The organism is Mycobacterium sp. TY814 (assembly GCF_030755175.1).
Taxonomy (GTDB): Bacteria; Actinomycetota; Actinomycetes; order Mycobacteriales; family Mycobacteriaceae; genus Mycobacterium.
In genome coordinates, this window is sequence record NZ_JAUFRY010000001.1 from 669,521 (window position 1) to 687,354 (window position 17,834).

A 17,834-nucleotide genomic window follows, 5' to 3' on the forward strand; every position below is an offset into this window, starting at 1 on the left:
TACCCTTGACCGCGTGTCCGATACGCGCGTCGCGCCGCAAAGCGTGCGATATCGCGAGCGGCTGTGGGTGCCCTGGTGGTGGTGGCCACTGGGGTTCACGCTCGCGGCAATCATCGCGTACGAGGTCAACCTGGGCATACGGTCGCTGCCCGGCTGGCTCCCGTTTGCCACCCTGTTCGCCGTGGCGACCGGCGTGTTGCTGTGGCTGGGCCGCGTGGAGGTCCGGGTCACCGCTGGTGAATCCGGCGTCGAACTGTGGGCCGGCGATGCGCATCTGCCGGTCACTGTGGTCTCCCGATCGGCTGAGATTGCGCGTACCGCCAAATCGGCAGCTCTGGGCCGCCAGCTCGACCCGGCGGCCTACGTCCTGCACCGCGCATGGGTCGGCCCGATGGTACTGCTGGTGCTCGATGATCCCGATGACCCGACGCCGTACTGGCTCGTGAGTTGCCGCCACCCGGAGCGGGTGCTGTCGGCGCTGCGGAGCTGAGAACGTCCCCGAAGCTGAGTGCGGCGGTCAGGCCGCGCAGTCGGTACAGATCATCACGCCGTTCTTCTCGCTGGCCAGCCGGCTGCGGTGTTGCACCAAAAAGCAACTCGAGCAGGTGAATTCGTCGGCCTGCTTGGGAATCACGCGCACCGACAACTCTTCGCCCGAAAGATCAGCGCCAGGTAGCTCGAAATTCTCGGCGGACTCGGATTCGTCGACGTCAACCACGGCTGACGCCGCCTCGTTGCGTCGTGCTTTGAGCTCCTCCAGCGAGTCTTCCGAGACGTCGTCGGTCTCGGTACGCCGTGGAGCGTCATAGTCGGTAGGCATCTTCTTCCCCGTCCTTATCCCCTCAGGGCCCTCATAAGCTCAAGGAACGCTTTGTACCAGCGTCGAACGCGTGCACCAAACTATTCGTGCCCGGAATGCGGATGGATTGGTTGTGATTTACGTCACACCGCTGGAATAGCCCTTGTACTTGGCCTTAAACGGTGTGATTACGGTGCGATTAGAGTGCATGTGTGGTTGCACACATCACCGAGGGTACCGCCTTCGACAAGCACGGTCGGCCCTTCCGGCGCCGCAATCCCCGCCCCGCCATCATCGTGGTGATTTTCCTGGTGGTGGTCACCGGTGTGGTGTGGACCGTCGCCCTGACCCGGCCGGCGGACGTCCGCGAGGTCGCGGTCTGCAATCCTCCTCCGCAGTCGACCGGAAGCGAGACGCCCGCCAAGCTCGGCGAGCAGGTGTCCCGGACAGAGATGATCGACGTCGCGCCCGCCAAGCTCAGCGATACCAAGGTGCGGGTCCTCAACGCCAGCGGCAGAGGTGGCCAGGCCGGCGACATCGCCGGTGCGCTACAGGATTTGGGCTTCGCGCAACCCACGTCCGCCAACGACCCGATCTACGCAGGAACCCGGCTGAACTGCCAGGGACAGATCCGTTTCGGCACGGCCGGGCAAGCCACCGCGGCGGCACTGTGGCTGGTGGCGCCATGCACGGAGCTGTTCCACGACAGCCGCGGTGACGACTCCGTCGATCTCGCGCTGGGTACCGACTTCAGTTCCCTGGCCCACAACGACGACATCGACGCCGTCCTGGCGACCTTGCGCCCCGGGGCCAGCGAGCCCGCAGATCACACGCTGCTGGCAAAGATTCACTCCAACAGCTGCTGAGCTCACTCGATCGGATCCAGGCCTCCAACGCGGCGCAGGGCCGCCAGCAAGGCGTCGGCGATGCCCGGCGCGGCGGCGACCACCAGGCCGGCCCCGTCCGCGTCCGGCGGCGGCAACACCACGCGTGCGCCCGCCTCCGCGGCGATCAGGGCGCCCGCCGCGCTATCCCACACCTGCAAGCCGTGCTCGTAGTACGCGTCCAGTTGGCCGGCGGCAACCATGCACAGGTCCAGGGCCGCCGAACCGATGCGGCGCACATCGCGGACCACCGGCAACATCTGCGCCACCAGTTCGGCCTGGCGTACCCGGCGCGTCGGTGAATATCCGAATCCGGTACCCAGCAACGCCATTGAGAGCTCGGCCACGGCGGTGCACCGCAACTCCCGGGTGCCGTGCCCGTCGGTGACGTGCGCCCCGAGCCCGCTGCCCGCCGAATACACCCGGCCGGCAACGACATCGGCTACCGCGCCGGCCACCGACACACCGTCGACCTGCGCGCCGACCGACACCGCGTAGGCCGGGATGCCATAGACGAAATTCACCGTCCCGTCGATGGGATCGAGTACCCAGGTGACCGCGCCGGCGGCGTCGGACGCCGCATCACTCGGCCCACCGCCCTCCTCGCCGAGGATGGGGTCACCCGGGCGGAGTACGGCCAGCCGTTCGCGCAGAAACTGCTCGGTATCGGTGTCGACGACGGTTACCGGATCGGTCGGAGTGGTCTTGGCGCGCACTTCGACGGCATCGGGGGCGAGGTCTCTGCTCGGCCCGAACACTTCGGCGCGGCGGCTCCGCACGAAAGCGGCCGCCTCGCTGGCGACCGTCACGGCTATTTCGCGCAGCAGCGCGGGCTCAGGTCCGGCGGGGCTTGTCACCGGTCTATCGGACCACACGCGCCGAGTCCGCAACGGACGCAACCCGCCTCACCCCGTTTGCCGCAGCGGGTCGATAAGGTGAGCGGACCACCCAGTCTCGCCGAGGAGATTTCGATGACCAGCACCGCCTCTGGGACCGATGCCGGCACTGCACAGCGCCGAGGATTCGGCATCGACGTCGGCGGCAGCGGCATCAAGGGTGCAATCGTCGATCTGGACACCGGACAGTTGATCGGCGACCGCATCAAACTGCTCACTCCCCAGCCCGCCACGCCCGACGCGGTCGCCAAGACCATCGCCGAGGTCGTCAACGGTTTCGGCTGGACCGGCCCGCTCGGGGTCACCTATCCCGGCGTCGTCACCCACGGCATCGTGCAGACGGCGGCCAACGTCGACAAGTCCTGGATCGGAACCAACGCCCGCGACATCATCAGCGCCGAACTCGCGGGCCAGGACGTCACGATTCTCAACGACGCCGACGCCGCGGGGCTGGCCGAGGAACGCTACGGCGCCGGCAAAGGCCATGAGGGTCTGGTCGTGCTGCTCACCTTCGGCACCGGCATCGGTTCGGCGCTCATCCACAACGGAAAGCTGATTCCCAACACCGAGTTCGGCCACCTCGAGGTCGGCGGAAAAGAAGCCGAGGAACGTGCTGCCTCGTCGGTGAAGGAGCGCAACGACTGGAGCTATGAGAAATGGACCAAGCAGGTCACCAGGGTGCTGGTTGCCATCGAGAACGCCATCTGGCCCGACCTGTTCATCGTGGGCGGCGGGATCAGCCGCAAGGCCGACAAATGGGTGCACCTGCTGGAAAATCGCACCCCCGTGGTGCCCGCCGCGCTGCAGAATGCGGCCGGTATCGTCGGCGCGGCAATGGCGTCAGTGGGAGACGTGACGCACTGAATTTCGTCCGCTCGGCCAGTCAAACGGCATCGTGAAGTTACAATGGTCGTCGGCGGCCGCCCAAACCGATAGCGCGCGATACTCACGCTGATATCAAACGCCGACATTCGACATAGCAGACACTTTCGGTCTTCCATGCCCAGACCCACCGGAAGTGCGTCCAACTGAAGGGGTGTATGTGGCACCGACCAAGGCAAGTGCGGCGACCGAAGAGCCGGTGAAGCGCACCGCCACGAAGTCTCCTGCCAAGCGCACGGCGGCCAAGGCCGCCACCAGTTCCGCTCCGGCGAAGCGGGCTGCGAAGGCCGCCGGTCCCACGGCAGACGGCGCGCCCGGCGCCGCTCCGAGGAAGACCCGCGCCAAGGCCGCAGCCAAGGCGCCGGCCAAGTCCAAAGACGCCGACGGCGCATCGCCTGAAGACCTCGCCGTCGACACCGAAGAACTCGACACCGACCTCGACGTGGAGCCCGGCGAAGACCTGGAGATCGACGCCGGCGACCTGAGCCTGGACGACCTGGACGAAGAGGTGACTCCCGACGCCGAGGACGGCGAGATCGAGGAGGGTGAAGCCGAGGATGGCGAGGCCGTGACGACCGCTGTGGTCACCGCCGCCCCCGTCGAGGAAGACGAGGACATCTCCGAGCCCACCGAAAAGGACAAGGCATCCGGTGATTTCGTCTGGGACGAAGACGAGTCCGAGGCACTGCGCCAGGCGCGCAAGGACGCCGAGCTCACGGCGTCGGCTGACTCGGTGCGCGCCTACCTCAAGCAGATCGGCAAGGTGGCGCTGCTCAACGCCGAAGAAGAGGTCGAGCTCGCCAAGCGCATCGAAGCAGGCCTGTACGCCACACAGCTGATGGTCGAGCTGACCGAGCGCGGCGAGAAGCTGCCCGCGGCTCAGCGCCGCGACATGATGTGGATCTGCCGCGACGGCGATCGCGCGAAAAACCATCTGCTGGAAGCCAACCTGCGTCTGGTCGTGTCGCTGGCCAAGCGTTACACCGGTCGCGGCATGGCGTTCCTGGACCTCATTCAGGAAGGCAACCTCGGCCTGATCCGTGCGGTGGAGAAGTTCGACTACACCAAGGGCTACAAGTTCTCCACCTACGCCACCTGGTGGATCCGCCAGGCCATCACCCGCGCCATGGCCGACCAGGCCCGGACCATCCGCATCCCGGTGCACATGGTCGAGGTCATCAACAAGCTGGGCCGCATCCAGCGCGAGCTACTCCAGGACCTGGGCCGCGAGCCCACTCCGGAGGAGCTCGCCAAGGAAATGGACATCACGCCGGAGAAGGTGCTGGAGATCCAGCAGTACGCCCGTGAGCCCATCTCGCTGGACCAGACCATCGGCGATGAGGGTGACAGTCAGCTCGGCGACTTCATCGAAGACAGCGAGGCCGTCGTCGCGGTGGACGCCGTGTCGTTCACGCTGCTGCAGGATCAGCTGCAGTCGGTGCTGGACACGTTGTCCGAGCGCGAGGCCGGCGTCGTGCGCCTGCGCTTCGGGCTCACCGACGGCCAGCCGCGCACCCTGGACGAGATCGGCCAGGTGTACGGGGTGACCCGTGAGCGGATCCGTCAGATCGAGTCCAAGACCATGTCCAAGCTGCGCCACCCCAGCCGCTCGCAGGTGTTGCGCGACTACCTGGACTAGGGTTCAGGCCCCGCCCAGCAGCGTCACACTGACGCCCCGGGAGTACGGCGAGTCGCGTAGTTCGATGGCGGCGGGCAGCGTTCCGGACGCCACGTCGAACGCACACTTGACGAGCGCCTTCGTGCCGGGGCCGAGCGAGACGAGGTCGGCGGCAGAGTCGAGGTTCACCGCGTTCGTGTACCGCGTGCCTGCGTGATCTTTGAGCGTCTGGTCCTGGCAGAACACCGAACGGGGCCGATCGCCCTTGTTGTCCACCATGACGTTGACGATCACGAAGACGCCCTGCGCGCTTCGGTGACCTGTCTGCGCAACCCCGATACTGATCGCCGTCACGGTGAAGGCAAGGTCGCCGATGCTGACCTCGTCGTTCAGTGAGGGCGCAGAGGTGTGCCTGGCGCCGAGGCAACCCGAAGTCGCCAGCGCTACAGCGATCCACACCAGTGGCCGATTGCCACGCACCAAAGCACAGCTACCAGCAGATGCCCAGCGGGTAAAGGGCGGTCTGCATGCGACGTCAAGATCCGTCACTCCGTACTGTGACGCCATGTCCGCCACCCGCCAGAACGTTTCTTCGGACTCCGCCTTCGAATCGGCCGTCGGTTACTCCCGAGCGGTCCGCGTCGGCCCAATGGTCGCCGTGGCCGGCACCACCGGACACGGTGACGGTCTGGCCGCTCAGACGCGGGATGCCCTGCGCCGCATCGAGACTGCGCTCGGGCAGGCGGGCGCGACGCTGGCCGACGTCATTCGCACCCGCATCTACGTGACCGACATCTCCCGGTGGCGCGAAGTCGGCGACGTGCATGCCGAGGTGTTCGGTGAGATCCGTCCGGTGGCCACCATGGTCGAGGTGCCGGCGCTGATCGCACCCGAATTACTGGTGGAGATCGAGGCGGACGCCTACCTCGAGTGTTGAGTAGTCGGGTCCTGGGTCCGGGTGCCGCCAAGACGCGGCGTCAGTCACGGGCCGTGAGCCTTGAGGGCCGGGAAGCTGCCGTCGGCGGCCGGCGGGTAGGGCACGACCTCAGTGACCGCTTCGACCGGCAGCGGCCCGTACAGGTGGGGAAAAAGCATGGATTCCGGATCGCTCGGCACCCCCGGCTCCCACCGGACCGGCCCCGGCAGAGCCGACGCGTCGACGTACAACAGGACCATGTCGTCGCGGCCGTGGTAGATCCGGTTGGCCGGCAGATGGACCTGCTCGATCGTCGACAGGTGAACGAACGGCTCCGCTTGCGGCTCCGGGGGTTCCGCGGGGATCAGGCCGCGCTCCCTGGCGTCGGCCCACTCCTGCTCAGAGCACAATCGCACTAAAAAATCGGCAGTTGGTAACACGGTGATTACCCTGCCCCAATTGTGGGCAAATATTCGTGAGAAACGACACACCCCATAACGGTCGGGGAACAAGGCGAAAACTCTGAACGTCTGTCAGAGTGAAATTATCGCCAGAACGGAGGAGCCATGAACGCAACTCTGACCAGTCCCGAGCTCACTCGAGCGGACCGCTGCGACCGCTGCGGCGCCGCTGCCCGGGTCCGCGCCAAGCTGCCTTCGGGCGCTGAGCTCCTCTTCTGCCAGCACCACGCCAACAAGCACGAGGCCAAGTTGGCCGAGCTGGCGGCGGTGCTGGAGGTCAGCAGCCAGTAATTGCCGCAGAACTCGCCCGGCGCAATGTCGCGCGTGCGAGGTCTGATGGGCAATGCTGGGGGGGTATGAACGACCAGGTCCCAAAACCGTCCCGCCACCACGTCTGGCAAATCAGTCGTAGAACACTGTCCAAGGCGTGGGACGATTCCATTTTCTCCGAATCGGCAGAAGCCGGTTTTTGGACCTGTTTGTCGACCCCACCGCTTCTGCTGGGCATTTTGGGGGCTTTGGCGTGGGTCGCGCCGCTGTTCGGCGCGGACACGCTGCCCTCGATCATCAAGAGCACGCTGTCGACTGCCCGAAACTTCTTCTCGCCCAACGTCGTCAACGAGATCATCGAGCCGTCCATCCGCGACATCACCGAGACCGCGGGCGGCGAGGTGGTGTCGCTGGGTTTCCTGATCTCACTATGGGCGGGCTCGTCGGCGATTTCGTCGTTCGTCGACGCGGTGGTGGAGGCCCACGACCAGACGCCCTTGCGTCACCCGGTGCGCCAGCGCTTCTTCGCGCTGTTCCTGTACATCATGATGCTGGCGTTCGTGGTGATCACTGCGCCGGTGGCGGTGGTCGGTCCGCGCAAGGTGAGCGAGCACATTCCGCTCGGCCTGCAGAACCTGTTGCACTACGGCTACTACCCTGCGTTGATCCTCGGCCTGATGGCCGGGGTGACGGTGCTATACCGGGTGGCGTTGCCGGTGCCGCTACCGACGCACCGGTTGATCCCCGGGACGGTACTGGCCTCGGTAGTGTTCCTGGTCGCCACCCTCGGCCTGCGGTTCTACCTGCGGTGGATCGGCAGCACGGGCTACACCTACGGCGCACTGGCCACGCCGATCGCGTTCCTGCTCTTCGCGTTCTTCGGCGGCTTCTCGATCATGATCGGCGCCGAGCTCAATGCTGCGATTCAAGAGGAATGGCCGGCTCCGGCCACCCACGCCCACCGACTGCGCAACTGGCTGGTTCGCCGCACCGCAGCGCTGACCGGCTCGACCGATCCGGCGCCACCCCAGTCGAACATCCCCGCGATGCAAGCGCCGGACCCGGTCGAACCGAAGTCCTGATCAGCCCTTCTTGAGCCGCTCGTAGATCTGCTTGCACTCCGGGCACACCGGCGAGCCCGGCTTGGCGGCCTTGGTGACGGGAAATACCTCGCCACACAACGCGACAACGTGATTGCCCATGACCGCGCTCTCGGCAATCTTGTCCTTCTTGACGTAGTGGAAGTACTTCGGCGTATCGCTCCCGGTCCCGTCGTCGGTGCGTTCGCGGGTATCGGTGCGCTCGATCGTCTGGGTGTCCATCCCACATATTGTGCCCCCTGACCTGCCGTCAGACACCGGGGAAACGGGAATCGGCAGAGTGTGCAACAGTGGAGGTATGAAGCGGGGCCCGGAGTTCGACGGCTTCGACCATGAGGGCCGGCCTGTACTGATCACTGCTGCCGCACCGTCCTACGAGGTGCAGCATCGCGCTCGAGTGCGTAAGTACCTGTCCATCATGGCTTTTCGTATTCCGGCACTGCTGCTGGCCGCGCTCGCGTACGGCGCCTGGCACAACGGTCTGGTGTCACTGTTGATCGTGGCGGCCTCTATTCCGTTGCCGTGGATCGCCGTTCTAATCGCCAACGACCGGCCGCCGCGCAGCGCCGACGAACCACGGCGCTTCGATCACGTCAGGCAACGCACGCCGTTGTTCCCGACGGCCGAGCGTCCGGCCCTGGCGCCGCGACCGCACGTCGCACCGCGGCCCGAACCGCAGACAATCGACCCGGACGGTTCCGACTAACCGTCCCTGCGCGCCACTTCTCAGGACATTCTCAGGTCTGCGCCGTATTTCTGCACGTCACGGGGTGTGAGATGACGATCCCGTGGGAACTCAACCGGCGGGCTTCTCGTTAACCACATGACAAGACAAGCCAATCGGGAGGGCGCAATGGCCGAACTCACTGCACGGGCCACCACAAGCCGGTTCGACGGCGATCTGGATGCTCAAAGCCCAGCGGCAGACTTGGTGCGCGTGTATCTGAACGGCATCGGCAAGACGGCGTTGCTCAACGCCGCCGACGAGGTCGAGTTGGCCAAGCGCATCGAGGCCGGGCTGTACGCCGAACATCTGCTGGAAACGCGGAAGCGCCTCGGCGAGAACCGGAAACGCGATCTGCAGGCAGTGGTCCGCGATGGTCAGGCGGCGCGTCGTCACCTGCTGGAAGCGAACCTCCGACTGGTGGTGTCGCTGGCCAAGCGCTACACCGGCCGCGGAATGCCGTTGCTGGATTTGATCCAGGAGGGCAACCTGGGCCTCATCCGTGCGATGGAAAAGTTCGACTACGCAAAGGGATTCAAGTTCTCCACCTACGCGACCTGGTGGATCCGGCAAGCCATCACCCGCGGCATGGCCGACCAGAGCCGCACCATCCGGCTCCCGGTCCACCTCGTCGAGCAGGTCAACAAGTTGGCGCGGATCAAGCGGGAGATGCACCAGAACCTGGGCCGCGAGGCGACCGACGAGGAACTGGCCGAAGAATCCGGCATTCCGATCGAGAAGATCAACGACCTGCTGGAGCACAGTCGCGACCCGGTGAGCCTGGACATGCCGGTCGGCTCGGAGGAGGAAGCCCCGCTGGGCGACTTCATCGAGGACGCCGAAGCCATGTCCGCGGAGAACGCGGTGATCGCCGAACTACTGCACACCGACATCCGCAGCGTGCTGGCCACGCTGGACGAACGTGAACACCAGGTGATCCGGCTGAGGTTCGGCCTGGATGACGGTCAGCCGCGCACCCTCGACCAGATCGGTAAGCTGTTCGGGCTGTCGCGCGAACGGGTGCGCCAGATCGAGCGTGACGTGATGTGCAAGTTGCGCCACGGCGAGCGGGCCGACCGGCTGCGGTCATACGCCAGCTAGGTGTAGCTCACGCCAGTTTGGCAAGCTTGGTAGGAGACGGTGTGCCCGCCGCGCGTGCGCGGCGGGCATACTGCTGCCGGTGGGGCGTTTTGGACAAACCACTCGCGCGGCTGGCGAAGTAGACTCGGCGGCAACGGAGGATGCTGAATGAACGATCTGGTCGATACCACCGAGATGTACCTACGGACGATCTACGACCTCGAAGAAGAGGGCGTGACGCCGCTGCGTGCCCGCATTGCCGAGCGGCTTGAGCAGAGTGGACCGACCGTCAGCCAAACCGTCTCCCGGATGGAGCGTGACGGGTTGCTCCGTGTCGCGGGCGACCGGCATCTGGAGCTCACCGACAAGGGCCGGGCACTGGCCATCTCGGTGATGCGGAAGCACCGGCTCGCCGAGCGCCTCTTGGTCGACGTCATCGGGCTGCCCTGGGAGGAAGTGCACGCCGAGGCATGCCGCTGGGAGCACGTGATGAGCGAGGACGTCGAGCGCCGACTGGTCAAGGTGCTCAACAACCCGACGACATCACCGTTCGGCAACCCGATTCCCGGTCTTCTGGACCTTGGCGTCGGCCCGGACTCCGGCGCCGACGACGTCAGCCTGGTGCGGCTGACCGAACTTCCGCCTGGATCGCCGGTCGCCGTCGTGGTCCGTCAGCTCACCGAGCACGTGCAGGGCGACATCGACCTGATCGCGCGCCTCAAGGACGCCGGCGTGGTGCCCAATGCGCGCGTCACCGGGGAGAACGGCCAGAGCGGCGGGGTGACCATCCTCATCCCCGGCCACGAGAACGTCACCCTGCCACACGAGATGGCGCACGCCGTCAAGGTCGAGAAGGTCTGACCGCGCCCCTACGCCTAACCCGCTCGCTGCCCGAAGGACTGCCGCGGCGGCAACCGCACGCCGAGTTGCTCGGCCAGCCGGTAACCCGTGCCGCCCAGTCGCCGAATGTCATTGGGCCGCAAGCCTGACTGCAGCGCCTGGTCCAGCATGCCCGCCATCCGGTGCTGCGGGTCGTCGCGCAGCGCCGCGTCCAGCGACAATCCCGCCAGCGGCCCGTCGCCGCGCACGTACGCGCTGAACGCCAGCAGTACCAGCGCCTCGATCCGCCACGGCAGCGGCAACAAGCGCGCCAGCAGCGCCCACAACGACTCGGCAGCGTCGGCGTCCTCCCCCACAGCGAGCGCGTACAGCGTGTCGCGCACCTGGACGTCGGTCAGCGCACAGCCCACCTCGGCCAGGTCGCCGTCGGACAACAGTTCGCCGTCGCTCACCCGCGCGGCGACCGCCATCGCGTTCTCCACGTCGCGGCGACTACAGCCGGTCGGGTCGGCGTCGTGCTCGATCGCGCGTGCGCGTGCTGCCTGATCCACGGCCCAGGCCAGAGCGGCGCTGCGCGCTGTATCCGGGGCGATCACCGCCTGCAGGTCGGCCCGCCGCGCGTAGAGGCGGCGGCCTTCCAGTACCGCAGCGGCGGCCAGCGGTGACGCCGACGGGTCGTCGATCGGGCCGCTCGCGCCGCAACCGTCGACGCAATGCCAACGTCCGCCCGCGACAACGAAATCCACTACGTGCGCCGCGTAGTGCTCGATCCCGTGCTGCGCCAGGGCGTCGGCGAGCGCGCCGCACAGCAGCCGATGGTCCTCGTTGCATCCCGGACATTGCGCGCCCTCGGCGTCGACGATCACCGCGATCGCCGCCTCCGGATCCGCCGTGGCGGCGAGCCGCGCCAAGTCGTCCACCCGGCCGGTGAGGTCTTCAGACAGGTCGGCCCGCATCACCGCCCCCAGCAACCCGTCTTCGATAGTCACCAGCACCAGCGATTTCTCCGGCACGAAGCCGAGGACGGCCGGTAGCGCGGCGATCAAAGCGCCGGGTCGATTCAGTGCAAAGTCGGGTTCATGCGTCGTCATGGCATCCACGGTGACGACCGGCTCCGTCACTTCGTGCTCGCGCAACGTGATTCAGCAGCCCGCTTGTGGAGAAAGTCACGACTGTGGGCTTTATCGTCTACACATGACTTCGATGCGCGAGTACGACCTGGTCGTTATCGGATCCGGGCCCGGTGGCCAGAAGGCCGCCATCGCGGCGGCCAAGCTGGGCAAGTCAGTCGCTATCGTCGAGCGCGGCCGAATGGTCGGCGGCGTCTGCGTCAACACCGGCACCATTCCGTCGAAGACTCTGCGCGAGGCGGTCGTCTACCTGACCGGGATGAGCCAGCGCGAACTCTACGGCGCGAGCTACCGGGTCAAGGACAAGATCACCCCCGCCGACCTGCTGGCGCGCACCCAGCACGTGATCGGCAAGCAGGTGGACGTGGTGCGCTCGCAGCTGATGCGCAACCGGATCGACCTGGTGCTGGGGCACGGCCGCTTCGTTGACCCGCACACCGTCCTGGTCGAGGAGGACGCCCAGGGCGAGCGGGTGACGGTCAGCGGCGACTACATCGTCATCGCCACCGGCACCAAGCCGGTGCGGCCGTCCGGGGTGGAGTTCGACGAGAAGCGGGTGCTGGACTCCGACGGGATCCTTGACCTGAAGTCGCTGCCGGCGTCGATGGTCGTCGTCGGCGCGGGTGTGATCGGCATCGAGTACGCCTCGATGTTCGCCGCGTTGGGCACCAAGGTCACTGTCGTGGAGAAGCGGGACACCATGCTCGACTTCTGCGACCCGGAGATCGTCGAGGCGCTGAAGTTCCACCTGCGCGACCTGGCGGTCACCTTCCGGTTCGGCGAGGAGGTCACCGCGGTAGACGTCGGCGCGTCGGGCACCGTCACCACCCTGGGTAGCGGCAAGCAGATCCCCGCTGAGACGGTGATGTACTCCGCAGGCCGGGAAGGCCAGACCGAGCACCTGGGCCTGGAGAACGCCGGCCTCGAAACCGACCACCGCGGAAGGATTTTCGTCGACGACCAGTTCCAGACCAAGGTCGAGCACATCTACGCCGTCGGCGACGTCATCGGGTTCCCGGCGCTGGCCGCGACCTCGATGGATCAAGGCCGGTTGGCCGCCTACCACGCGTTCGGAGAGCCGACGGACGGCATTACCGCACTGCAGCCGATCGGGATCTACTCCATCCCCGAGGTGTCCTACGTCGGGAAGACCGAGGTGGAGCTCACCAAGGACTCGATCCCGTACGAGGTGGGTGTGTGCCGGTACCGGGAACTGGCGCGCGGCCAGATCGCCGGCGACTCCTACGGCATGCTCAAGCTGCTGGTGTCCACCACCGACCGCACCCTGCTGGGCGCACACATATTCGGCACCAGCGCCACCGAGATGGTGCACATCGGACAGGCCGTCATGGGATGCGGAGGCACCGTCGACTACCTGGTGGATGCGGTGTTCAACTATCCGACGTTCTCCGAGGCATACAAGGTCGCCGCGCTGGACGTCACGAACAAGATGCGCGCGCTGCACCAGTTCCGGCGCTAGCGATGCGTCAGCAGGTGTCGCTGTAGTCGGCCGGCGGACTGTCACCGGGACCACCGGCTTCGGCGCGGGCCAGGAGTTGGGCGGTGCGTTCGTCGAAAGGCGCTGAGTACGAGATGTTCTCGGTACACCCCCCGCCTTCAAAGCCGCCGACCACGCCGACGACCGTCGCGCCGCTCACCCAGGGCGCGCCGCTGGTTCCATCGACCAGCCCCTTGCACGGAAGCGACGGAAACCCGTCGTCGGTGAGCCCGGTGGTGCCTTCACAGGCGACGGGCCGCCCGCCGACGCCGACGGGATAACCCGTGACGCCGACCCGGCTGCCGGGCGGCGGCGCGGTGCCCAGCGATAGCGCCGCGCCGGCCCGCCGCTCCACCGATCCGGTGCCGCTGACCTTGGCGATCGCGTAGTCCGCGCGCGGATCCCGGCTGGCGATCCAGCGGGCGTCGAAGTAGACCTCGTCAACGGTGAAGGTGTCGGTGGTCGTCGCTTCTCCGGCGAAACCGGGCACGAAGGTGGCGTCGATCTCACCGAGCAGACAGTGCGCAGCGGTGAGCACCAGGTCGCCGCCCGTCGAATGGACCACTGACCCGGTGCAGACGTGCAGATTGCCGCCCTCTTGAGAGACACCCCGAAATATCGCGCCCACCCGCGGGTCCGGTGCCGCGCTCCCGGGTTCGCCGAGCCGCTGCACCGAGCTGCCCGGCTTTGGCACCGGCGCACTGCTCACCGACGCATGATGGGCCGGCCGGGCGCATGACGTGAATAACACCGTCAGGCTGACCGGCAGGCACAGGATCCCCGTCACGGCGCGCATTGAGCTCCATCATGCCTGATGGCACGCCCCGGCAAGCGAATAGAAACCGGCTGCGATGCGTTGCTGAAGGGGGCGGCACACACAGCTTGGGTGTTCGGCGATGTAGCCCGCCTCGATTGAGCGACACTGGACAGGGCACCCTGGAGTGACCTTGCGAGACCCCGAGAGGAGGCAGCACCGATGTCCGACCACTACGACCCCGAAGAGGCGCAGGAGTACCAGCCAGGACAACCCGGCATGTACGAGCTGGAGTTCCCGGCGCCTGTGTTGTCCACGTCCGACGGCCGCGGTCCGGTGTTGATCCACGCCTTGGAAGGCTTCTCCGATGCCGGCCACGCGATCCGGCTGGCTTCGCGTCACCTGAGGGCGGCGCTGGACACCGAACTGGTCGCGTCGTTCGCCATCGACGAGCTGCTGGACTACCGCTCGCGGCGGCCCTTGATGACGTTCAAGACCGATCACTTCACCCACTACGACGACCCCGAGCTGAGCCTGTACGCCCTGCGCGACACCGTCGGCACGCCGTTTCTGCTGCTGGCCGGCATGGAGCCGGACCTGAAATGGGAACGGTTCATCACCGCGGTGCGACTGCTCGCCGAACGACTGGGCGTGCGTCAGACCATCGGACTCGGCACGGTGCCGATGGCGGTCCCGCACACCCGCCCCGTCACGATGACCGCACACTCCAACAACCCGGCACTGATCGCGGACTTCCAGCCTTGGATCTCCGAAATCCAGGTTCCCGGTAGCGCTTCCAACCTGCTGGAGTACCGGATGGCACAACACGGCCACGAAGTCGTCGGCTTCACGGTGCACGTCCCCCACTACCTGACGCAGACCGACTACCCCGCCGCCGCCCAGGCATTACTCGAGCAGGTGGCCAAAACCGGAGCGCTGGAGTTGCCGCTGACCGCACTCACCGAGGCGGCCACCGACATTCGGGCCAAGATCGATGAGCAGGTACAAGGGAGCGCCGAAGTCGCTCAAGTGGTGGCCGCACTCGAGCGCCAGTACGATGCCTTCATTGACGCTCAGGAAAACAGATCCTTACTGACGAACGACGAGGATCTTCCTAGCGGCGATGAGCTTGGCGCCGAGTTCGAGCGGTTCCTGGCTCAGCAGGCTGAGAAGAAATTCGACGACGACGACTCGAATTAACCCGACACGCCTACCCGGCCCGACAACGAGGTTGCCGACATGACCGAGCGGACGCGCAATCTCCGCCCGGTGCGAGAAGTGACATCCCCGTCGCTGCAGTTCCGCACCATTCACGGCTACAAGAGGGCCTTCCGGATCGCCGGCTCCGGACCGGCGATCCTGCTCATTCACGGTATCGGTGACAACTCGACCACGTGGACCGGCGTCCACGCCAAGCTCGCCCAGCGATTTACCGTCATCGCTCCGGACCTGCTCGGCCACGGCAAGTCCGACAAGCCGCGCGCCGACTACTCGGCCGCGGCCTACGCCAACGGCATGCGGGACCTGCTCAGCGTGCTGGACATCGAACGGGTGACCATCGTCGGCCATTCCCTTGGAGGCGGGGTCGCGATGCAATTCGCTTACCAGTTCCCGCATTTGGTGGACCGGCTGATCCTGGTCGGGGCCGGCGGCGTCACCAAGGACGTCAACATCGCCTTGCGGTTCGCGTCGTTGCCGATGGGCGCCGAGGCGCTCGCGCTGCTCCGGCTGCCCATGGTGCTCCCGGCGGTCCAGATCCTGGGCCAGGTGGCGGGGCTGGCGCTCGGCTCGACGGCCATCGGCCGGGATCTCCCCAACATGCTCCGCATTCTCAATGACCTGCCGGAGCCGACAGCGTCCTCGGCCTTCACCCGCACGCTGCGGGCCGTGGTGGATTGGCGCGGCCAGATCGTCACGATGCTCGACCGATGTTATTTGACCGAAGCTATTCCGGTTCAGATCATCTGGGGTGAGAAGGACTCGGTGATCCCGGTGCGGCACGCCCACATGGCGCACGCCGCGATGCCGGGCTCCCGGCTCGAGATCTTCGAGGATTCCGCCCACTTTCCCTTCCACGACGACCCGGCCCGCTTCCTCGACGTCGTCCAGCGGTTCATCGACACCACCGAACCGCCCGAATACGACCAGGCAGCGCTGCGGCAACTGCTGCGCAGTGGTGGTGGCGAACGCACCGTGTCCGGGCCGACAGACACCCGGGTCGCCGTTCTCAACGCCATGGGAGCCGACGAGCGCAGCGCCACCTGACCGATCCCCCGTAGGGTCGGTGCATGAGCATCGACGTCACCGTTCTGCGGGTGTTCACCGACACGGACGGAAACTTCGGCAATCCGCTGGGCGTGGTCGACGCCAGCCTGGTCGACTTGGCCGACCGCCAGCGCGTGGCACACGAATTGGGTTACAGCGAAACAATTTTCGTCGAAATGCCCGCGGCGGGCGTGACCACCGCGCGCGCCACCATCTACACCCCCCGCACCGAACTGCCGTTCGCCGGCCACCCGAGCGTGGGCGCGGCATGGTGGCTACGCCACCGGGGAACTCCGATCAACACGCTGCAGGTGCCCGCCGGCCTGGTACGGGTGAGTTACTCCGGCGATTTCACCGCGATCAGCGCCCCTGCGGAATGGGCGCCGGAGTTCGCCATCCACGACCTGCCTTCCCCGGACGCGGTGTTGCAGGCCGATCCCGACGATTTCCCGGACGACATCGCGCACTATCTGTGGGCGTGGACGGATCAGGAAAGCGGCTCGGTGCGCAGCCGGATGTTCGCACCGAATCTGGGAGTGCCTGAAGACGAGGCGACCGGCTCGGCGGCGGTCCGCGTCACTGAGTACCTGAGCCGTGATCTCGTGATCACGCAGGGCCGCGGCTCGCTCATCACGACCACGTGGAGCCCGGAAGGCTGGGTGCAGGTTGCCGGCCGCGTCACCGAGGACGGTGTGCGCCGGCTGGATTGACCCCCGGCTCAGTGCTGCCGGCGCAGCACGGCGGACAGGTGATGCTGCTCTGGCTGCCCGACCGCACCCATCCGCAGCGAGTAGGACAGTTCATCGCCGTCGATCCGGAACGAACGGCTCAGGGCGGTCACCTCTTTGGCGGTAGGCGTGAGCCCGATGTCGACGGTCGCCAGCTCGATCTCGATCACGGGGCCGGTGACCTCGTAGGTACCGACCTCGATCTCGGTGATGCCACTGGGGTGGGCGAGCACCAGCTCAACCCTTCCGGGCTGCGGTACCCGCAGGTAACCGGTCTCGGCGTGTAGGGGTCTGCCGTCTGCGACGGCCTTGGTCTTATGCCCGTAGACCAGAAAAGGCTTACCGACGTGGGTGAAGACCGCTTCTTCGAGGTACTCGAAGGGCTCGATCGTCGGATACTCGCCTGCGCCCCGCCCCACCCAGGTGCCCAGCAAGGGCGCTAGCGCTGCGAGATCGGGATGCAGATCGACGGGCATGTTAAGAGCCTATGGCTGTGCTCAGCCCGTAGTCGACACGTTGCGGTGGGCACGCAGTGCCTCGATCTCCCGCTCGAAGTCGTCGGCCGACGAAAAAGACCGGTACACCGAGGCGAAGCGCAGGTACGCGACTTCGTCGAGATCCCGCAACGGCCCCAGGATGGCAAGACCCACCTCGTGACTAGGCACTTCCGGCCCCGCGGCCCGCACCGAATCCTCTACCTGCTGGGCCAGCAGGTTCAGCGCATCGTCGTCGACCTGACGGCCCTGGCAGGCTCGGCGCACACCACTGATCACCTTTTCGCGGCTGAACGGCTCAGTCACGCCACTGCGCTTGACTACGGCGAGCACCGCGGTCTCCACGGTGGTGAATCTGCGTCCGCACTCGGGACATGACCGGCGTCGGCGGATCGCCTGACCTTCATCGGTCTCTCGCGAGTCGATTACCCGCGAATCGGGATGGCGGCAGAACGGGCAGTGCATAACCGCTCCTTCGCTGCGCCTGACTTCGGG

Annotated in this window: 23 protein-coding genes; 14 read left to right on the top strand and 9 right to left on the bottom strand. The window is 66.5% G+C overall.

The annotated features are described in order from the left end of the window. Positions 1-13 precede the first annotated feature (13 nt). The gene (locus QXH22_RS02645) at positions 14-490 is read left to right on the top strand and encodes a DUF3093 domain-containing protein (RefSeq protein WP_306274855.1); all 477 of its coding nucleotides are present in this window, start codon (positions 14-16) and stop codon (positions 488-490) included. A 27-nt stretch (positions 491-517) separates the two neighbouring features. Here QXH22_RS02645 and QXH22_RS02650 read toward each other — a convergent pair whose 3' ends face one another. Continuing rightward, positions 518-820, bottom strand: a complete 303-nt coding sequence (locus QXH22_RS02650; protein WP_036468275.1) for a DUF4193 domain-containing protein — start codon at positions 818-820, stop codon at positions 518-520. Between the two features lie 191 nt (positions 821-1,011). Here QXH22_RS02650 and cei point away from each other — a divergent pair, with 191 nt between their 5' ends. Beyond that, complete coding sequence (gene cei, locus QXH22_RS02655; protein ID WP_306274856.1) at positions 1,012-1,665, top strand: envelope integrity protein Cei; 654 nt, start codon at positions 1,012-1,014, stop codon at positions 1,663-1,665. A 2-nt stretch (positions 1,666-1,667) separates the two neighbouring features. Here the strand turns inward: cei and QXH22_RS02660 are convergent, their stop codons facing one another. Next, positions 1,668-2,540 (bottom strand): inositol monophosphatase family protein, encoded by an 873-nt coding sequence (locus QXH22_RS02660; protein ID WP_306274857.1) that lies wholly within the window; start codon positions 2,538-2,540, stop codon positions 1,668-1,670. A gap of 114 nt (positions 2,541-2,654) precedes the next feature. Between QXH22_RS02660 and ppgK the strand changes: the two genes are divergently transcribed. Further along, positions 2,655-3,443 (top strand): polyphosphate--glucose phosphotransferase, encoded by a 789-nt coding sequence (gene ppgK / locus QXH22_RS02665; protein ID WP_306241212.1) that lies wholly within the window; start codon positions 2,655-2,657, stop codon positions 3,441-3,443. Positions 3,444-3,621: 178 nt separating this feature from the next. Then, positions 3,622-5,100, top strand: coding sequence for an RNA polymerase sigma factor (locus QXH22_RS02670; protein WP_306274858.1), 1,479 nt, complete (start codon positions 3,622-3,624; stop codon positions 5,098-5,100). 3 nt (positions 5,101-5,103) lie between these two features. On the opposite strand, the gene QXH22_RS02675 is transcribed toward QXH22_RS02670, so the two are convergent. Next, positions 5,104-5,538, bottom strand: a complete 435-nt coding sequence (locus tag QXH22_RS02675) for a DUF4352 domain-containing protein (protein ID WP_306274859.1) — start codon at positions 5,536-5,538, stop codon at positions 5,104-5,106. Positions 5,539-5,644: 106 nt separating this feature from the next. On the opposite strand from QXH22_RS02675, the gene QXH22_RS02680 reads away from it, so the two are divergent. After that, positions 5,645-6,016 carry a RidA family protein gene (locus QXH22_RS02680; RefSeq protein WP_306274860.1) on the top strand — a complete coding sequence of 124 codons (372 nt, stop codon included), beginning with the start codon at positions 5,645-5,647 and terminating at the stop codon, positions 6,014-6,016. Positions 6,017-6,060: 44 nt separating this feature from the next. Here QXH22_RS02680 and QXH22_RS02685 read toward each other — a convergent pair whose 3' ends face one another. Beyond that, on the bottom strand, positions 6,061-6,441 hold the full coding sequence (locus tag QXH22_RS02685) for a DUF952 domain-containing protein (protein WP_306275947.1): 381 nt from the start codon (positions 6,439-6,441) through the stop codon (positions 6,061-6,063). A 120-nt stretch (positions 6,442-6,561) separates the two neighbouring features. On the opposite strand from QXH22_RS02685, the gene QXH22_RS02690 reads away from it, so the two are divergent. After that, positions 6,562-6,747 (top strand): hypothetical protein, encoded by a 186-nt coding sequence (locus QXH22_RS02690; protein WP_306241216.1) that lies wholly within the window; start codon positions 6,562-6,564, stop codon positions 6,745-6,747. A gap of 65 nt (positions 6,748-6,812) precedes the next feature. Further along, complete coding sequence (locus QXH22_RS02695; protein ID WP_306241217.1) at positions 6,813-7,808, top strand: YihY/virulence factor BrkB family protein; 996 nt, start codon at positions 6,813-6,815, stop codon at positions 7,806-7,808. Here QXH22_RS02695 and QXH22_RS02700 read toward each other — a convergent pair whose 3' ends face one another. Continuing rightward, a complete protein-coding gene (locus QXH22_RS02700) occupies positions 7,809-8,048 on the bottom strand; it encodes a DUF3039 domain-containing protein (protein ID WP_065043172.1) in 240 nt (79 codons plus the stop codon). Between the two features lie 76 nt (positions 8,049-8,124). Here QXH22_RS02700 and QXH22_RS02705 point away from each other — a divergent pair, with 76 nt between their 5' ends. The 3 genes from QXH22_RS02705 (at position 8,125) to QXH22_RS02715 (ending at position 10,491) form a co-directional block, all read left to right on the top strand. Then, entirely contained in the window at positions 8,125-8,532 is a 408-nt protein-coding gene (locus QXH22_RS02705; protein ID WP_306241218.1) for a DUF3099 domain-containing protein, read from the top strand. A 147-nt stretch (positions 8,533-8,679) separates the two neighbouring features. Next, positions 8,680-9,651, top strand: a complete 972-nt coding sequence (gene sigB, locus QXH22_RS02710) for a sigma-70 family RNA polymerase sigma factor SigB (RefSeq protein WP_306241219.1) — start codon at positions 8,680-8,682, stop codon at positions 9,649-9,651. 147 nt (positions 9,652-9,798) lie between these two features. Continuing rightward, positions 9,799-10,491: a metal-dependent transcriptional regulator gene (locus QXH22_RS02715; RefSeq protein ID WP_306274861.1), complete on the top strand. Its 693-nt coding sequence runs from the start codon at positions 9,799-9,801 to the stop codon at positions 10,489-10,491. A 14-nt stretch (positions 10,492-10,505) separates the two neighbouring features. Here the strand turns inward: QXH22_RS02715 and QXH22_RS02720 are convergent, their stop codons facing one another. Continuing rightward, on the bottom strand, positions 10,506-11,561 hold the full coding sequence (locus QXH22_RS02720; protein WP_306274862.1) for a DUF4192 domain-containing protein: 1,056 nt from the start codon (positions 11,559-11,561) through the stop codon (positions 10,506-10,508). Positions 11,562-11,673: 112 nt separating this feature from the next. On the opposite strand from QXH22_RS02720, the gene sthA reads away from it, so the two are divergent. Continuing rightward, entirely contained in the window at positions 11,674-13,080 is a 1,407-nt protein-coding gene (sthA, locus tag QXH22_RS02725; protein ID WP_306244279.1) for a Si-specific NAD(P)(+) transhydrogenase, read from the top strand. A 7-nt stretch (positions 13,081-13,087) separates the two neighbouring features. Here the strand turns inward: sthA and QXH22_RS02730 are convergent, their stop codons facing one another. Further along, positions 13,088-13,894 (bottom strand): serine protease, encoded by an 807-nt coding sequence (locus tag QXH22_RS02730; protein ID WP_306274863.1) that lies wholly within the window; start codon positions 13,892-13,894, stop codon positions 13,088-13,090. 180 nt (positions 13,895-14,074) lie between these two features. On the opposite strand from QXH22_RS02730, the gene QXH22_RS02735 reads away from it, so the two are divergent. Genes QXH22_RS02735 through QXH22_RS02745 form a run of 3 tightly spaced genes read left to right on the top strand, consistent with a single transcriptional unit; the run spans position 14,075 to position 16,827 of the window. After that, a complete protein-coding gene (locus tag QXH22_RS02735; protein WP_306241222.1) occupies positions 14,075-15,052 on the top strand; it encodes a proteasome assembly chaperone family protein in 978 nt (325 codons plus the stop codon). Positions 15,053-15,091: 39 nt separating this feature from the next. Then, positions 15,092-16,117, top strand: a complete 1,026-nt coding sequence (locus tag QXH22_RS02740) for an alpha/beta fold hydrolase (RefSeq protein WP_306274864.1) — start codon at positions 15,092-15,094, stop codon at positions 16,115-16,117. Between the two features lie 23 nt (positions 16,118-16,140). After that, complete coding sequence (locus QXH22_RS02745) at positions 16,141-16,827, top strand: PhzF family phenazine biosynthesis protein (protein WP_306274865.1); 687 nt, start codon at positions 16,141-16,143, stop codon at positions 16,825-16,827. 8 nt (positions 16,828-16,835) lie between these two features. On the opposite strand, the gene QXH22_RS02750 is transcribed toward QXH22_RS02745, so the two are convergent. Continuing rightward, positions 16,836-17,321: a peroxynitrite isomerase gene (locus QXH22_RS02750; RefSeq protein ID WP_306274866.1), complete on the bottom strand. Its 486-nt coding sequence runs from the start codon at positions 17,319-17,321 to the stop codon at positions 16,836-16,838. Positions 17,322-17,342: 21 nt separating this feature from the next. Next, positions 17,343-17,804 carry a transcriptional regulator NrdR gene (gene nrdR, locus QXH22_RS02755; RefSeq protein ID WP_306274867.1) on the bottom strand — a complete coding sequence of 154 codons (462 nt, stop codon included), beginning with the start codon at positions 17,802-17,804 and terminating at the stop codon, positions 17,343-17,345. Between the last annotated feature and the right edge of the window lie 30 nt (positions 17,805-17,834).

What these genes read in the sequence shown, in the direction of transcription:
- QXH22_RS02650 (WP_036468275.1), bottom strand. Translation starts at nt 820, where the DNA reads ATGCCTACCGACTATGACGCTCCACGGCGTACCGAGACCGACGACGTC.
- ppgK (WP_306241212.1), top strand. Translation starts at nt 2,655, where the DNA reads ATGACCAGCACCGCCTCTGGGACCGATGCCGGCACTGCACAGCGCCGA.
- QXH22_RS02680 (WP_306274860.1), top strand. Translation starts at nt 5,645, where the DNA reads ATGTCCGCCACCCGCCAGAACGTTTCTTCGGACTCCGCCTTCGAATCG.
- QXH22_RS02690 (WP_306241216.1), top strand. Translation starts at nt 6,562, where the DNA reads ATGAACGCAACTCTGACCAGTCCCGAGCTCACTCGAGCGGACCGCTGC.
- QXH22_RS02695 (WP_306241217.1), top strand. Translation starts at nt 6,813, where the DNA reads ATGAACGACCAGGTCCCAAAACCGTCCCGCCACCACGTCTGGCAAATC.
- QXH22_RS02700 (WP_065043172.1), bottom strand. Translation starts at nt 8,048, where the DNA reads ATGGACACCCAGACGATCGAGCGCACCGATACCCGCGAACGCACCGAC.
- QXH22_RS02705 (WP_306241218.1), top strand. Translation starts at nt 8,125, where the DNA reads ATGAAGCGGGGCCCGGAGTTCGACGGCTTCGACCATGAGGGCCGGCCT.
- sigB (WP_306241219.1), top strand. Translation starts at nt 8,680, where the DNA reads ATGGCCGAACTCACTGCACGGGCCACCACAAGCCGGTTCGACGGCGAT.
- QXH22_RS02715 (WP_306274861.1), top strand. Translation starts at nt 9,799, where the DNA reads ATGAACGATCTGGTCGATACCACCGAGATGTACCTACGGACGATCTAC.
- QXH22_RS02720 (WP_306274862.1), bottom strand. Translation starts at nt 11,561, where the DNA reads ATGACGACGCATGAACCCGACTTTGCACTGAATCGACCCGGCGCTTTG.
- sthA (WP_306244279.1), top strand. Translation starts at nt 11,674, where the DNA reads ATGCGCGAGTACGACCTGGTCGTTATCGGATCCGGGCCCGGTGGCCAG.
- QXH22_RS02730 (WP_306274863.1), bottom strand. Translation starts at nt 13,894, where the DNA reads ATGCGCGCCGTGACGGGGATCCTGTGCCTGCCGGTCAGCCTGACGGTG.
- QXH22_RS02735 (WP_306241222.1), top strand. Translation starts at nt 14,075, where the DNA reads ATGTCCGACCACTACGACCCCGAAGAGGCGCAGGAGTACCAGCCAGGA.
- QXH22_RS02740 (WP_306274864.1), top strand. Translation starts at nt 15,092, where the DNA reads ATGACCGAGCGGACGCGCAATCTCCGCCCGGTGCGAGAAGTGACATCC.
- QXH22_RS02745 (WP_306274865.1), top strand. Translation starts at nt 16,141, where the DNA reads ATGAGCATCGACGTCACCGTTCTGCGGGTGTTCACCGACACGGACGGA.
- QXH22_RS02750 (WP_306274866.1), bottom strand. Translation starts at nt 17,321, where the DNA reads ATGCCCGTCGATCTGCATCCCGATCTCGCAGCGCTAGCGCCCTTGCTG.
- nrdR (WP_306274867.1), bottom strand. Translation starts at nt 17,804, where the DNA reads ATGCACTGCCCGTTCTGCCGCCATCCCGATTCGCGGGTAATCGACTCG.